This window comes from Bacillus vallismortis (genome assembly GCF_040784915.1).
GTDB classification, from domain to species: Bacteria; Bacillota; Bacilli; order Bacillales; family Bacillaceae; genus Bacillus; species Bacillus subtilis_G.
The window spans coordinates 1,900,116-1,917,358 of sequence record NZ_CP160797.1 but is presented as its reverse complement, the minus strand read 5'-3'; the positions used below and the strand labels follow the sequence as shown (position 1 = coordinate 1,917,358).

The following is a 17,243-nucleotide window of genomic DNA, read 5'->3' as shown; positions in this document are numbered from 1 at the left end:
CGGCATAAATGCGATCTCCGTCTTCCTCCGCCTGGTGCAAAGGCTTTAATAAAACTGCACCGATTCCTTCAGCCGGTACATAACCGTCTCCATCTTTGCCAAATGTACGGCAGTGCCCGTCAGTGGAAAACATATCCCAGACCCCGTATGTCATATATTTATTAGGATGCAGGGACAGGTTTACTCCGCCTGCTAACGCGACATCGCATTCACCGTGACGAATGCTTTCCAGCGCCAGATGTACAGCGGTCAGAGATGAGGAGCATACCGTATCAACCGCCATACTCGGACCGTGGAAATTACAAAAGTAAGACACTCTGTTGGCAATTTGCGCATAGTTAAGAGAGAGGGGAAACACATTTTCCGCTGATGCTTCTTCAGCGCCGACTAATGTATAATCCTTGTGCATGACGCCCGCAAAAACACCTACATGCTGCCTTTTGTTTCGTCCTCTAGGTTTGGCCAAAGTCTTGGGCGTGTAGCCTGCATCCTCAATCGTTTCCCAGCAGGTTTCTAAAAACAGCCGCTCCTGAGGGTCCATTGTCTCTGCCTCTCTCGGCGTGATTCTGAAAAATTGAGAATCGAAGCAGTCTGGGTCGTCAATAAATCCGCCCCATTTGGAAATGTCCTTACCTGAAGGAGATGTGATTCCTTCAAATCGCCGCCAATCCCAGCGCGACTCAGGAATTTCGCTAATGCAATCCTTACCCTCTTTCAGATTGTTCCAAAATTCATGAATATTGTTCGCCTTCGGATACCTGCCCGCCATGCCGATAATCGCAATGTCGCCCGATTGCTCAAAAGATGCAACACGAGAAGAGTCTGTCCGTCCGCTTGTCCTCCGTCCTTCGACAGTTGTATCGCCGATTATACTATTGGAGACGTGTTCTCTTTCAATTTGATCAAGGGAACCAGCGGCACTAAAATGCTCACCATAATCCTCGGTAAGAAACGCTGACAACTCCGCAATGGTGGTATGCTCAAATAGGAGAGTCGGCGAAAGGCTCTCACCGATCTTGTCACTGATCGTTTCTACCACTTCAAGCAAGCCTGATGAATTCAATCCCATTTGGTAATAGCCGACATGCTTTTCAATTTGTTCGATCGGTTTATTTATTTTGTCTGCGATTAATTGGCTTACAAACTGTTCAGCCCCGCCATAGGAATCCATACTGCCGGATGAAGATACCGTATCTGCAGCTTGAGTATGCTCGGCTGCGTCCTTTCCTGTCTCTTGTTTCTCCTGTGCATCCTGATGCTTTCCGCTAATCAGCTCTGCTTCACGCACTAGTTTGCTTGTGAAGTTTTTCAGTTCAGCTACTTTTTCACCGGAAGCATTGAAAAATTCAAGTGTTACATAAATCAGCTCTTTTTCCTGACGGACAGAGGAACGCTTAATTCTGGTCATGCAATGTGTCTGCAAAAGTGCTGAAGCGGAAAAGGATTCATAGAACAGAGGCAAATACAGCCTCTGTTCCCCTTTAAGCAAAGATGTGAGCAGATTGTTGGCACCCACCCCGCTCCCGTCTATGAGAGTCGGATGAAACATAAAGCCTTCTGCATGCTGCATGGCTTCCGAGCCGAGAGAAAGATCGAGAAGGACGCCGTCTTCCTCTTCATGGATGCAGCCTTTCGCTTTCATATATTCACTGTGCACCAATTCCTGACGTCTGCATTGTTCATATACATCATTAAGCTGAACAACGTTCTGCGCAGCTGCTTGGATCTGGTTGAAATCCAGAGTTTCTTCAAAAACAGCAGGAGAGTGGGTATGCATATCAGCCTTCATATAGAGCTTTTCTTCTGAAGCTTCATTCCCTTCGCTTTTTTCAATGCCTTTGGCTGTGATTTGCCACTTTCCTTCTTTTGTCTCCGCACATTGGATATCGAGAGCGATTACCGCACCCTGTCCCACCGTCAGCGGCTGATAGATGGATAAATTCCGCAGCTGAAGCTCTGAGCAGGTGTAGCCGTGTTCTCTGAATATCTGGTAGATCATATCGATATAGGCCAATCCCGGAAGGACATGTTGTCCGTAAACCACATGGTGATATATAAACGGATTTTTTAACGATAATGTGAGTTGTTTCGTTATTTTTTTCACGTTAGACCTCCACCTCATAAGTATCCCATATGTTTGCCGTATCCATTTTTAAGGTCTCCGCTTCCGGCTTTGACTCGCCATGCGAAAACGCGCGTTTCTTTAATTGGGGAGGCGATATCGGACTGCGCTTGATGGCGCGTTTTTCATCTCTTTCCCACGCCTCTACGATGACATGAGCATTCGTCCCCCCATCGGCAAAGCAGTTAATGGCTGCAGCAGGCCGCAAATCTGTCCAGTTTTCCAACGTTCGGGTGAACGTGATATTCGCTTTCTGTTGATCGAAATGCGCCATCTCTTTTTCACCTGATAAAAATGGGACGAAGCGTCGCTCTTTCAGCATCAGTACAACCTTAATAAAGCTGGCGATCCCTTCTGCACATAGCGGATGCCCGATGTTCGGCTTTATTGAGCCAAGAGAAAGAGGCAATGAGTGACCGGAACGGTACACCGATTGGATCGCTTTCAGTTCAAGCAGATCGGTTACCATTGAACCTGACCCGTTTGCTTCAAGATAGCTGATGTCCTCTGGTTTTTTCCCGCTTTTGGCAAGCGCGTCTTTCATGACTTCCTTTTGCGCCTCCAGATTAGGTGTTGCCGGCCCTGCCGTTCTTCCATCATTATTGACCGAGGCCGCTTTCACGACAGCATATATGGTATCTCCGTCTTCCAGCGCCTGTTTTACTGTTTTTAACATGACCATTCCGACGCCTTCACCTAACACAACTCCGTCAGCACGCTCATCAAACACATGGAAGGATGATTGCTTGCTTAAAATGCCGCGCCGGTCAAACAGCCTGTGAGAGGCATCTGAGCTTAACAAGCTGACACCGCCGACTAAAGCAGATTGAATATCACCGCTGCGCAGAGCTTGAATGGACATATTCATGCCGACCAAAGCTGATGAACAGGCTGTATCTACTACAACGCTCGGGCCGCGGACATCGAAAAATTGTGAAATATTAGCCGCTAAATAATTTTGGCCGACTGTCACGATCGGATTCTTCGCATGGTGAAGACTCTCTTCATCAGGTTTGTGCTGGCTTCTTCCTCCAATATAAACGCCGACTGGCTTCCCCTTTATTTCCTCTGGAGTATATCCGGCGTGATACAAGAGCTTCAGACACTCTTCCAATACGAGTAATGCTTGCGGGTCCATCGCCCTTACGTCTTCTTCATGAAGCAGAAAGAAATCAGGGTCAAAATGGCTGACGCCATCAATCACGCCAGCATAATATGGCGTTTTACAGCCCCAGCGTTCTGCCGGAACTGGGACGATTGACGAACGCCCCTCAGATAATAACGACCAATAGGTTTCCAGCGTATCTGCAGACGGAAAGCGACAAGACAGCCCGACAACGGCAATATCTTCAGCGTGAGAGTCCGGTGAAAGAGTCGCCGGTGCCTGTATCTGGTCGGCAGGAGCACGCTCCTTCGCAGTGGCAGATACGCCTGCCTCCATTTTGTTCTCCAAAGGTGCTGATGTATCCGATATCCCGCCTCCGAATAGAGCGGACAGCATTTCGGAATAAGAGCCGATCAGCCAATCTGCGAACCTTTGAATTGTCGGGTATTCATATAGAATAGATGGATCGAGCGCTGCTTCTAGTTTGCGGTTTATACGCTGAAGCACCTGTGCCAAAATGATTGAGTCCACCCCATAATCTTGAAATAAGACATCAATCTCGAAATCTTCACGTTCAATTCTCAGCTCTTCGGTAAACAAATCAACCAGCCAGGACTGTGTTTCAGATAATAGTCCATCATTTTTGAAAATTTTATCGGTCCCATCGATGTCTGTGACCAGCGGGCTCTGTAAAGTCAATTCGCGTAAACCGTCCTCATGCTGTTTTCTCCGCTTCATCAACAGCTCCGGCTCCCAATTGATTTGATTCGCCACCGCAGGGAGAACAACCGGTTTGAGCGTTTTAGATAAGATTTGATCCAAAAAACGCAATCCTTCTGAATTCGTAATGCTCAACAAACCGCTTTCTCGATATGCATGATTTGTTACTTCACCCATACCGGTTTCTCTCCAATTCGGCCACTGAACACTGATGATCGGCGTATTTTTCTGATGTGCTTCTGCAAAATAATCCATATAGCTATTTGCCATAGCATAGTCTGCTTGTCCCGCCGAAAGCTGCGGAATAATGGCTGAAACAGAAGAAAATAGTACAAAAAACTGTAATGGCTCGTTACACACGTGGCGATATAGTGTTGTCAGCCCAGCCACTTTAGGCTCCAGCACCCGCTGAATATCATCGGCCGTTTTACGGATGAAGGCCAAAGTATCCATATCTGTCAGACCTGCGCAATGAATAACACCGCCAATCGGCCCTAAGGTTTTCCTGATATGTTGCAGCGTTTGCTCAACAAGAGCCTCATCAGATAAAGGAAGCGACAGCATTTGCACTTGCACACCCTGTGCTTCCAGTTCCCGGACTGCATTGATTTTTTGTGCCGAGGATGTGTTTGCTGTCTCCAAACGAGCCCACTCCTCTCGCGGAGGAAGCTGCTCTCGTCCAGTCAGCACCAGCTTTTTCACTCCATAGTGCTTCACAAAATGCCGTGCGCATAATAGCCCGATGCCTCGCGTCCCGCCTGTAATGAAAAGTACATGCTCTTTCGGGAAGGCCATGCTTTGATCGGCTCCCTTACCTGTTTCAGGATGCGCTTTAAGAAAGGCCTGGTACCGCAAACCGTCTCTGTAACAAACCTCCGCATCATGGGAGTCCGTATAAAACTCATCTGCGATCTGCTTCGCAAGGCGATGATGGTCAATAACCTCCTCTGCATCCATATGTCTTGATGTAAGGTGGCTGTACTCGCTTTGAAGCATCCGATACAAACCAGCCCGCGAGGCGCCTGCCATCCGGACGGAAGTGTTTTGGAACGATTCCAGTCCCTTCGTCACACAAAGCAGCCTGAGCCCCTCTTTGTGCCCGAATTCAATCAGCCTTTGCACCCATTCAATCCAATCCAGCCGGCCTTCATCTTCTTCACCGCAGCCGATGACATCTACTAGACCGCCAAACTGTTTCCAATCGATGTCTGACTGATTACCGTCTAACCGGCTCACATCTAATAAGAGATGATTCGGAAAATACGCAGACACTTCAGCAGCCAAATCTGCTGTCTCTGGATTGCTCAGGATGGCAACCGTCCGAGTCCCCGGTACCTTTGAGCCAACCGGGCTCAACCTCCATTGTTTTGTCAAAAAACATGCAATGCGCTTTTCACTAGCATTAACTAGTTCTTTCTTGTCCGGTTCTGAATGTTCCTTTGCCGGTACCCAATAGTGATCCTTCGCAAATGGATATGAAGGGAGACTGATCAGGCGCGGTTTGGTCTCGCCGTATAATGTATTCCACTGGATCGCCACGCCTTTGACCCATAGATCCGCAAGTTTGGCGTATTTTCTTTTTCTGATCCAAGCATCCAGTGCCATTGCCATATCCTCATCTGCTGTAAAAATGGTCTGGGTTTCTTTATAGCGATTAGACTGCCCCAGGAAGAATTCACCAGTTTCTTCCTTACCGTCAACAAACGCTTGCAGTTTTTCTTCAAGTTCCTGCATCGTCCCCGCAATACATGCCAGACGCTCATCCATTTCTTCTCGCCCGACTTGCAGGGTATAAGCGATGCCGTGCAAATCTTGATCTGTATATTTTTTCTTGCGAATCGCCTCCAGCAATTGCGAAGCACGATCCCTTAGCCTATTTTTATTTTTAGCCGACAGCACAATCATGTTTGGCTGTTCTGATGCCATTTGTTTTGAATTGGCTTCTGGAATATATTCTTCAATCACAATATGTGCGTTTACTCCGCCAATCCCAAATGAACTGATTCCGGCACGGCGCGGAAGCTCGTTTCCGTCACGATCTGTGACAGCCTTCCATTCCTGTTTTTCCTGAACAATGTAAAACGGACTGTCAGCCAGCTGAAGATAAGGATTAAGCGTCTCGCAATGCAGGCTTTTCACTAACGTTTTATGCTTCATTTGCAGCAGCACTTTGATCAGACCTGAAATACCTGCGGCAAGCTCTAAATGTCCGATATTGCTTTTAACTGAGCCGATGCCGCAACGGTGATCCGGAATGTCCGGCTGGCTGCCGCCTCTCTTATTGGATAATTCCTTAAACGCGGCTTTCAGCCCGTTTATTTCAATCGGATCCCCCAATTCAGTCCCCGTTCCATGGGCTTCGATATATGTGACCGTGCTTGGATCTATGCCTGCTTGGCGATACGCACGCACTAACAGATCAGTTTGTGCTTTCGGATTAGGTGATGTCAGGGTATTGGCTCTTCCACCGTGATTTTCCGCCGTCCCCCGAATAACGCCGTAAATGTGATTCCCGTCGCGCTCCGCGTCTGCAAGCTTTTTCAGCATGACCATTCCGACACCTTCGCCTCTGACATAACCATTGGCATCGGCGGAGAAGGTTTTACACCTGCCGTCTTTGCTGAGCATGCCAGCCTTGCTGTAGCTAATGTGCGCCTCCTCGGTTAGGATCGTGTTCACGCCTCCTGCGATCGCCATCTCACAATCGCCGATTTGCATCGCCGTCACAGCACGGTGAATGGCTACAAGAGAACTGGAACAAGCGGTTTCAATAGGTTCACTCGGACCATGGATATTCAGAAAATAACTCATTCTATTCGGGCCAACCGAAGGAATCATATGACCTGTAGCCGCATGGCCTTCAATTGGAAGATTCGCTCTATGGAATAGGTCTTTGTAACCTGTGTTTCCAGTACCGATAAAGATACCCGTCCCTGTACCCGAAAGGCTTTGCGGCGAGCACCCTGCATCTTCCAGTGTCTTCCATACATACGTCATTAACAGACGTTGCTGAGGGTCTACATAATTGGCTTCCCGCGGCGAAATACCAAAAAACAACGGATCAAACTCTGCTACACCATCAATAAATCCGCCCCATTTGATGTCGGTTTTATTGGCTTCAGTGTCAGGGTTTCCATAATGCTCCCGCCAGTCCCATCGATCTTTTGGCACTTCTGTGATGCTGTTTTTGCCTTCCTCAAGGTTTCTCCAAAATTCATCTATATCCATAGCGCCAGGAAATCGGCCGCTGATGCCGACAATTGCAATCGGTTCAAAATCGGCAGTCTGCTTTTTGCTTGTTTCTTCTTTTGCAATAACAGGCTGTTTGAAGCGGTGCTTTCTGCGCGTTGTACTTTTTGGAACTTCAGAGGTTATTGTCTGTAACTCTTCTTGCCCCTCTGATTCTGCGCTCTCCTGAACAAAAGTCTCCTCAAATTCATCTATCAAATATTCAGCCAGGCTTTGGATGCTTCCATATTCAAAGAAAACGGTCGGCGTTACTTCCAAGTGATAGGTTTCGTTGATCTTGTTTGTAAAGACCGTAAATGTAACCGAATCAAATCCGTATTCACTCAGCTCTGTCCTGACATCAATATCTTCACTATCTACTTTTAAGATCGCACTGACCATGTTGCCTAATGATGCTCTCAGGCTGTTTAAACTGTGCAATGAGCTTGACGTTTCATCTGTGTCATTAACAGCAGCATCTTGATTCAATTCTCCCGGATACGCCGCAATTACATATTCAGTCAAGCTTTGGATGCTTCCATATTCAAAGAAAATGGTCGGCGTTAGTTCCAATTGGTATGCTTCGTTAATCTGATTTGTAAAGACCGTAAATGTAACCGAATCGAATCCGTACTCACTCAGCTCTGTATTGACATCGATATCGTCGTTGTTTACTTTTAAAATCGCTCCAACCATTTGAATCAAAGACGCTTCTAATTTTTGAATTTGACCGTGAGCCTGATCTGCGTTTTTCTGCTCTTTCCGTTTGGCTGTCGTTCCTGTAGAAAGCAGTTTTTGCTTCATTTTCTGAAGCTGTCCTTCCATCACAAAAACTTGCGGCTTATCAGATGCTATTCCTTGATAAAATGCTTCCAAGGCGCTATCTGTTGGCATCGGGACCATTCCCATGGTTTTCAGCATTCTCTGTTCAACTTCAGCGCCGACTTGCATACCGCCTTCTTCCCATAACGGCCAGTTAAAGGAAATGGTTGAGCCGAATCGCTCCTTTGATACCGCAAGGGAACGCCGGTATGCAGCAAATGCATCCATAAACGTATTGGCTGCCGCATAATCAGCTTGTCCAGCGTTTCCTAAACTTCCGGAAACAGATGAGAATAAAATGAAAAAGTCCAATGGAAAGTCCTTGCTGCATTCGTCTACATGGAACAAACCGCTTACTTTTGGCTGCAACACTTCTTGAAACTCTTCATTCGATTTATGAACGATGAAGTGATCTTTAATGCTGCCTGCACCGTGAATGATTCCGTTGAGTGTGCCATACTTTTCTTTGATTTCCTTCATGAGACGCCGAACCGCTCTCTGATCACTGACATCAGCCTCTCGATAGACAACCTCCGCCCCCATGCTTCGCAGAGTCTCCAGTTCATTTTTCTTACGCTCACTTAAAACAGAGCGTCCCGTCAGCACAATGGTGCATCGAACGGCTCGATCGGCAATTTCCTTTGCAAACAGAAGGCCTAAGCTTCCTGCTCCGCCTGTGATGAGATAAACGCCCTCGTCTCTCCACGGCATATGATGCTCATCAGCGGAAGGCAGAGCCATTTCCCGCCAGCCTTTCACAAAACGGTTTCCAGCCTCATATCGAATCTGTTTATCAGCAGGCCTCCGGCAGTCGTCTTTCAGCTTGAAATGAAGATCATTCATCTCTTCAGGCTTCTCGATCTCGATGACCTGAGCTGTAAGTTTGCTGAATTCTAATTCAGCTGTTTTAAGCAGACCGGAAACACCAGCAAACAATTGTTTCTCTTTATTCAGCGGAACGATGGCTTGAATGATGACACGGCCTGCAGAATGCTCACGGATCTTTCTTTGCACGAGCTCAAACACGTTCTGCGCGTATAACTGATAACGTTCTGCAATATGCCCTTCAGCTTCATTCAGAGTTATGACACGGGCATCCTTCATGTTTGATGTAAGGCTGTCTATGACACTTCGTTCAGTTTCAAAGAGAACAACGATATGCTCTGCGAATGAAAGGTCTTCGTCCACAAATCCGCCATTCTGTTCTCTCCATACCGGCTCGAGCATTAAGCGTTCATGCCGCGGTGAAGACTTTGATGAGTGAACCTCCCCTTCCAATACTCTCGTGGAGAACCCTTTGATCCTGACACATACGTCTCCGCTTGCGTCAATGACATCGATATCCGCTTTCTGAACAATATCCCCGGAGTGATGGCTGTCGCTTAAACGAGCATAAGCCCACATAGCAGACGAACATCCATTGATCACCTCAAGCTCTTCAAGCGCAAATGGCAAAATCAGCTTCTGATCTGTCAATTCCTGCATGATGCATATTGTTGCCGTCTGCAAGGCGGAGTCCATGATACTTGGATGCAACACAAACTGTTCCTTCGTTTCAGAAACGATTTCTGGAAGCTGCAGCTGCGCCAAAACCTCTTTGTTTCCTATATTCACATTCTTAATCCCTTGGAAGGCCGGACCATGGAACATCCCCCTGCTTCTGCCTTCTTCGTAAAATTGATCAGCTGACATCTTTCCTTTGCCGCAGCGGCGTGATATTTCAGCGAGATCTGCGGCCGGCGTTTTGGCGGCAGATACCAGCTCCGCACTGCCTTGACTATGAATAACCGTGTCGGCCCCGTCTTCCTGTGTACTATAAATGTCAAAAGTGATTTTCCCATCTTCTTCAGGAAAGAGACCGATATCCACTTGAGCCGAATGTTTGTCAACCACAACAGGCTGAACCCAGACTGTATGATTCAATCTGATTCTGCCCCCTAGGCCAGTATCGCTTCCTGCCGCCTGCTTGATAGCCGCGCGGGCCATTTCTAGGTACGCAACACCAGGGAGCACCGGCTTTCCTCTTACCACATGGTCTCTCAGAAAGAATTCCTCACCAGTGAAAACCGAACTGAATTTTTGTTCAGAAAAATCAGATGTATTCTGATGGAGCATCGGATGAATGGAACCGGTCTCTGTCTGATTTCCGGATATATGACTCGGCGGCTTGCAGTCAGCCTGAGACGGCCAGTATCGTTCCTTTGCAAATGGATATGTCGGCAGACTCATTCTGTATGGACGCTCATCTTTGTAAAGCTGCATCCAATCTATATATGCTCCCTTGCTCCAAATTTCCGCAAGCTTGTTCACTTTTCCTTTGGCCATCCACTTACGGATCAGTTCGGCGCTGTCCTCGTCCTCCGTCAGCCATGAAACTTCCCTGGAATTCTGCTGACTTCCTTGAAAACAGCCTTCAATCACTGTTTTTCCACTGATAAAATCTGTGAGCTTCTGTTTTAACTCATTCACATGATCGGCAGTAAAGGCAACGCGATACTCCATCGCTTCCCGCCCGACCTGAAGGGTATACGCAAAATCAGGCAGCTGTTCGTTCTCAAGCCCTTTTCTATCCAAATAGGCCATAATATCTCGTACATACTCCTGCAGTCTCTCGTTATTTTTTGCCGAGATCGGTATGATACAGGTCCCGTCTATCTTTCTCTTATCAGAATCCTTTTTGTATTGTTCAAAAATGGCGTGAGTGTTTGTCCCGCCTAGCCCGAACGAGCTAAGTGCAGCCCTGTGCGTTTTGATATCACGGCTTAACGTTTTCTTTTGATCGACGACGTAAAAAGGAGAGTTGGCTAAATCTATATTTGGATTCGGCTCCCTATAATTGATACTCGGTGCCAGCTCCTGATGATAAAGACTCATCACGACCTTAATGCAGCCCGCCAGACCGGCAGCTGTATCTAAATGTCCGATATTGGTTTTGACCGACCCAATGCCGCAAAATTGCGTTTTATTTGTATATTGCTTGTAAACGTTCGTTAAAGCCGCCAGCTCGATTGGATCTCCAAGCTTCGTTCCGGTTCCGTGCGCTTCCACATAGCGGATGGTTTCAGGCTGTATCTTCGTTTGATTCATGACCTTTTGCACCACATCAGCCTGGCCTTTGACGCTTGGAGCATAAAAACCGACTTTGTCAGCGCCGTCGTTATTTACACCTATGCCTCTCAGCAAAGCATAGATATGATCTCCGTCTTTTACAGCATCAGCCGCTTTTTTCAGCAATACTACGGCAACACCCTCACCGCCTATCATTCCGTCAGCTGATGCGTCAAAAGCTTTAATATGTCCGTCGCTCGAAAAGTTCAGTCCCGGCTGATGCATATATCCGATATTTGACTCGGTATGGAGCGTAGCACCGCCAACTAAAGCATAAGCAGATTCACCCGACAGCAGGCTTTTATAGGCAGAATGCATTCCAATCAGGGACGATGAGCAGTTAGCATGGACAAAATAGCTTGGCCCTTTCAGCCCGAGCTTATGAGAAATCATTGTCGGAATCGTCCCGCTCTGCGCAAGCACCCACGAGACATAACCGTCCGGCGTTTCCAGACTCTCTGTTGTATCTGACGGCAGCAGCGCGCGATAAGAATTGTTGCTTGCCGACATAAAAACACTGGTTTGCGGAATCTGTTTCGCAGCATAACCGGCATCTTCTATTGCTTTCCATGAGTGAGTCAGCAGCATTCGAAACTGCGGATCCATAAATTCAGCGTCTTTAGGAGAGATTTGAAAGAAGCTTGGGTCAAACCTGTCTTTGCCATCAATAGAAGATTTAGCTGGGACATAGTCGGCATTTTCCGCCATCTCCTCTGAAATGCCAAAGCGCTGAAGCTCTTCTTTACTGAAAAACGTAATGCTTTCCTTGCCGTCTCTGAGGTTCTCCCAAAACTCATCATGATTTTTCGCCCCTGGAAATTCACACGATATGCCAATAACCGCTACACTATCCTCATAATAATCTGGCAGATCGTTCCCCTCGAAGGACTGATCTATATAAGCTGCCGGTTCTGTCGGCACAGAGATACTTGTATCCGCCATTCGCTGTTCAGTGATGTATTGGCTGATATTTTTGATCGTTGAGTACTCAAACAGGTCTGTGACAGAAAATTCACAGGATAATTCATGTTTGATGCGGTCAGCCACAGTAACCGCGAGAAGCGAATCACCGCCCACATCGAAAAATCCGTCTTCCCGTTCAATGTCAGTCATTTTCAATACATCCTGCCAAATGGCCAATACAGCATCCTGAATGTTCTTAGGAGAGATCTCTCTTTTTGAATGCTTCGCAGTTAGTCCGCTATTCTTAAGTCTATTTCTGTCTATCTTTCCGTTCGGTGTTAACGGCATATGGTCAAGCTGAATAAAATAAGAAGGCACCATATAGGCAGGCAAAGCGTCTTTCACATAATGACGCAGCTCTCTTGCTGCAAGAGAAGTATTTGCATGTTTAGCTGTATAATAGGCAGCAAGCTTATCCATTCCATTCTCTTCAGCCGCGACCACGACGCATTCCTGAATGCCGGGATGCTCACTGAGCCTGCTTTCAATATCGCCAAGTTCAATACGGAATCCGCGTATTTTCACCTGATTATCGATACGGCCTATATATTCAATTCGTCCTCCCGGAAGCCATCGCGCCATGTCTCCCGTTCTATAAAGCTTCGATCCAGACTCAAAAGGGCTGTCAATGAATCTCGTATTCGTTAATTCTGGCTTTTTGTAATAGCCTTTCGCCACGCCGTCCCCTGCAATGCAAAGCTCTCCGGGAACGCCAGCCGGTACTGGTGCAAGCTGAGAATCCGTAATATAGATTTGTGTATTGGCGATTGGCCTGCCTATCGTGGCATGAGAGCATTCTTCATTAATACGCTGAACCGCTGACCAGATGGTTGTTTCGGTTGGCCCGAACATATTCCAAGCTTCGCTGCCCGTATGTAAGAAATATCGTTTTAATGTCTCGGGCAAAGCTTCGCCTCCGCATAGAATTTTCACCCTCTCTTCATTTTCCCAGCCTGAATAAAAGAGCATCTTCCATGTAGCCGGCGTTGCCTGCATCACTGTCGGTTTGATTGTTTGGATGTCCTGTTTCAGTTTTTCAACGTCTTTCGTATGCTCCGTTTGGCAAATATGGCAGTGTGCGCCCTTTATCAAAGGTAAATATAACTCCAGAGCCGCGATATCAAAACAGTAGGTTGTGACAGCGAGCATGTTATCCTCTGGTGAAAGATCTGGTGTTTCTCCCATCGAAACGAGAAAATTGGTTAAAGCTTTATGCGGTATCATGACACCTTTTGGCTTTCCTGTGCTGCCGGATGTATAAATAACATATGCCAAGTTTTCGGGCGTGACAGTGCGTGTAAGCACTTTTCGATCAGAGGCTGTTTGAGCGATCTCATCCCAGTCTTGATCTAACAGAGCAGTCTTGACACCGCTCCAACTCAACGTGTTTACTAATTCTGATGTCGTCAGCGTGATGGAGACTTCACTGTCCTCCAGCATGTACTCCAGTCGCTCAGCCGGATAGGAAGGGTCAAGCGGCACATATGCTCCTCCAGCCTTGAGAATCGCCAATAATCCCACCAACATGTCCAGCGACCGATCCACATAGATTCCTGTCAAGCGGTCCGGACCCACTCCATGCGCCTGCAAATAAATGGCCAGCTGTGTGCTTCTTTCATCAAGCTCCCGATACGTCAATGTTTGATTTTCATAGCTGACAGCCGCTCGATCAGGCGTCTTTTTCGCCTGCTGCTCAAATAATTCATGAAAACATGTATATGGATACGTTTTGCCAGTGTCGTTCCATGTTTTAAGAATTATCTGCTCCTCTGCTTCAGGCAATAAAGAATACTCTTTTAAAGGCTGAGAAGGATTCAACACTGCCTGTTCTGTTACATAAACAAATTGATCGAACATCGCGGATACAGATGCCGCATCAAATAGCCCGGTATTGTATTTAATGTTCAGCTCCATTATTTCTTCAGTTTCCCAAAGTTCAAATACTAATTCGTATTCACCCTCTTGATGAATACGCTCAACGAAATCGACAGAAAAGAAGTCAGCATAGCGGCTCAACAAGTTTTGATAGCTGCCGGATTGAAGAAAATTCTGATAGAAAAAAGCAGTTTGAAACACCGGTGAGCCCGCTTCGCTGCGAGGAATTTTCAAATCCCTCACCATTTTCGGAAACGGATAAGCTGCATGATCAAGCCCATCCAACATGGTAAATTGCAATTTAGCCACAAATTCAGAAAAAATATCTGCCGGGTTCAGCTCACTGCGAATCGGGAGCATATTAAGAAAATGCCCAATGGAAGCATCAAATCTTTCTTCCGGTCTCACCATCGCCGGCATGCCGACAATCTGTTCCTTTTGTCCGGTATAGCGGCCCAACAGCATCATATAGCAGCTTAAGAATACCGTCGAAACATTCACAGAATGCTCTTTCGCAAACGTCCTGACCCGATTCATGAAACCGCTGGACAGCTGCCGGGTATATGTATCCTCTTCAAACTCAGAATCGGCTGAACTTGTGCTGACCTTAGGCAGCTGAAGGCTCGGCAAAGTTCCCGATAGCTGTTTCTGCCAGTATGAACGATGCTTCGCGCCGTCTTTTCCGGCAAGCATGTTCTGCTCCCAGGCCGCAAAATCGTGATAAATGGCAGGAGAAACAGTTATTTCCGGCTGCTGTCCTTCTAAAAGAAGCTTATAGCTGTCAAACAGACTGCGTATAAATGTTACAGACGAAACCCCGTCAAAAATCAAATGGTGAATGACAACTAGTAAAAACTGCTCTTGTTCAGATCTGGAAAAACTCATGACACGCACTAACGGGCTGTTTTCCTTTACATATGGTTCCTTTCCTTTTTTTCTAAGAAAAGAAGGAATGTCAGACTCTTTCATTCCTGAGATGTCTTCTGTCTTGATTTCAAGTGAAAGCGCTGGATCATGTGTAAGAAATGGCACTCCGTCTTTCTCTCGGATGACATGCTTTAAGATCGGATGCTGTTGGAATACAAAGCCGAAAGCCTCTTGTAATGTTTCAAGGTGAAGCCCTGACGAAAATCGAAAACAGAGAGGTACATGATAGGCACTTTTTTCAGGTGACATTTTTTGCAATGTCCACAATCCTTTTTGCACCTCAGACAGAGGCTGAAAAGCTGCCTGACTCTTTTCCGGTTCCGTTTTAGATGTGTCAGTACCCGCTGTGTCATCAGAGATGCTGCTGATACCTTCTTGTTTAGATAGATAGCCAGCCAAGCGTTCAATCGTAGGATACTGATGTATCTCTCTGGCTGTGAGTTTGATACGGTATTTTTTCTCGACCGACCGAATGAGCTTCATCAACTTGATAGAATTCACTCCAAGGCTCTGGATATTAGCATTTGGCTCCGCCCAATCGCGGGAAATGTGCAGCTCCTCAGTCAAACAGCTGAGCAGATGCTCCTGTATCTCTTCCCTTATTCTTCTCACATGATCTGCTTGCTGCATGTCCTCGTCTTGGACCGCCCCGTTCATCCGGTTGGGGTTATGAAGCAAGTAATCGAAATCTCCATTTTCAAATGACGTTTTCAGCTGGGTGCGCTGGATCTTTCCGATAGCCGTTTTCGGAATCTCTTCTTTTTGTACCGGCAGCAAATATTCCGGGGTGACGCCGATCGCCTGTGAAACATGGGATTGTATGTTTCTACGAAGCTGAGACATCTGCTCATCACTCATTTTTGCGGAAGTAACAAAGAAGATAGCCAGCTGGTCCGTTGAATTCTGATTCACGCGGACTGCGCAGGCAGCAGTATAAGAAGTTTCGATTTCCGCTAATTCTTCAACAGCAGACTCAATCGCATGACTGTAATAATTAATACCATTAATGATAATTGCATCTTTCGTGCGCCCTGTAATAGTTAAGCGCCCGTTTCGCAAATAGCCTAGGTCTCCGGTTTCAAACCATCCATCTTCCGTAAACACACTCTCATTTAAATCCGGGCGCCGGTAATAACCGCTTGTAACGGAAAGACCCGAAACTTGAAAACGGCCAATCTCGCCTTCCTCAACCAAATCATTATGGTCATTCACTATTCTCATAGAGAATCCAGGGATTGGAGAACCGATTTCGACAAAATGATCATCGTCACTTGTTGCAGCCCGGGTAAATTCATGAGAGAAAATAACGCCGGATGACGTTTCGGACATTCCCCATGCAGGCCGGATCGCATCAGCAGGCAGTCCATGAGGTTCTAAAAGCTCAAGCATTCTGCGCCCTACCTTGGCGACCATTGCTTCACCGCCATTGAGCATGTAACGCATTGAGGACAGATCCCATTTCCTGTTTTTCATTTCTTCTGCAAAATCAGTGACAAGACCGAACGCAAAATTCGGTGCCCACGTAACTGAAGCACGGTAGTGATCAATCCAATCCAGCCATTTCAGCGGCTCCATTAAGATCGTTTCACTTGAGACGTTAATTTCTTGGCAGCCTAGATAGACATCCCGCAAATGCAGCATTCCGATGCCTCCGACATGATCAAACGGCATCCAGTTAAACGTGACATCTTCTCTGGTGAAGCCTTGCATTTGAATAATCCCTTTTACCATGCTCATAATATTTCGATGATTAAGCATAACCGCTTTTGGCGTTCCCGTACTGCCTGAAGTCAGCAATAAAAGCGCTAAGTCTTCAGGACTGGATTGATGCCAGTCCGTCTCTGCCTCGGCACTGAGCAGATCTTCCGCAGCAATTGCACGGAATCCTTCAAGGCCTTGTTCACTTGCCCAATCGATCATTTCCTGGTGCATGTCCCGGTCTGTAATCACCGCCGGCTTGTCAAGAAGCGTCCATGCGTCTTTCAGCTTTTGAGTCCCGCTGCTCGATTCAGCGTACGTTGGCGGAACGGCTAACGGAGCCGGAACAATTCCCGCTAAAACACACCCCCAGAACGCAGGGAGAAGCTGAGAATTGTCGCCAAGCTGCAAAATCACGTTTTGTTTTGCTTTCAGGCCTGATTGCCGGAGCCCCTTTACGATACGCAGTGCATCATTCCACAATCGTCCATATGATTGATACACTTCTTTTCCATCCGGCTGCAAATAAATGATTCCCTTTGTATCCCCGAGCTCAGCAGCAGTTCTGTATAAAACTTCAGGTATTGTTGCCGGCTGCTCTTCAGATAGATGTAAAGGCTCACCGTAGCTGACAGAAGGATTAGCTAAAATGCGTGTATTATCATTATTTCTCAT

At 46.8% G+C, this 17,243-nt stretch carries 2 protein-coding genes (1 of these 2 only partly in view); both read right to left on the bottom strand.

Features of this window, described 5'->3' with window-relative positions:
- Window positions 1–2,122, bottom strand: the beginning of a protein-coding gene (locus ABZM97_RS09390) for an SDR family NAD(P)-dependent oxidoreductase (protein ID WP_367387405.1). Its footprint begins 11,561 nt before the window's first position; 2,122 of the gene's 13,683 nt are visible here — the first part of the coding sequence; it begins with the start codon at window positions 2,120–2,122; its stop codon lies beyond the left edge, outside the window.
- Entirely contained in the window at window positions 2,106–17,243 is a 15,138-nt protein-coding gene (locus tag ABZM97_RS09385; RefSeq protein WP_367387404.1) for an amino acid adenylation domain-containing protein, read from the bottom strand. Before ABZM97_RS09385 ends, ABZM97_RS09390 begins: the two co-directional genes overlap by 17 nt.

What these genes read in the sequence shown, in the direction of transcription:
- ABZM97_RS09385 (WP_367387404.1), bottom strand. Translation starts at nt 17,243, where the DNA reads ATGAGAAATAATGATAATACACGCATTTTAGCTAATCCTTCTGTCAGC.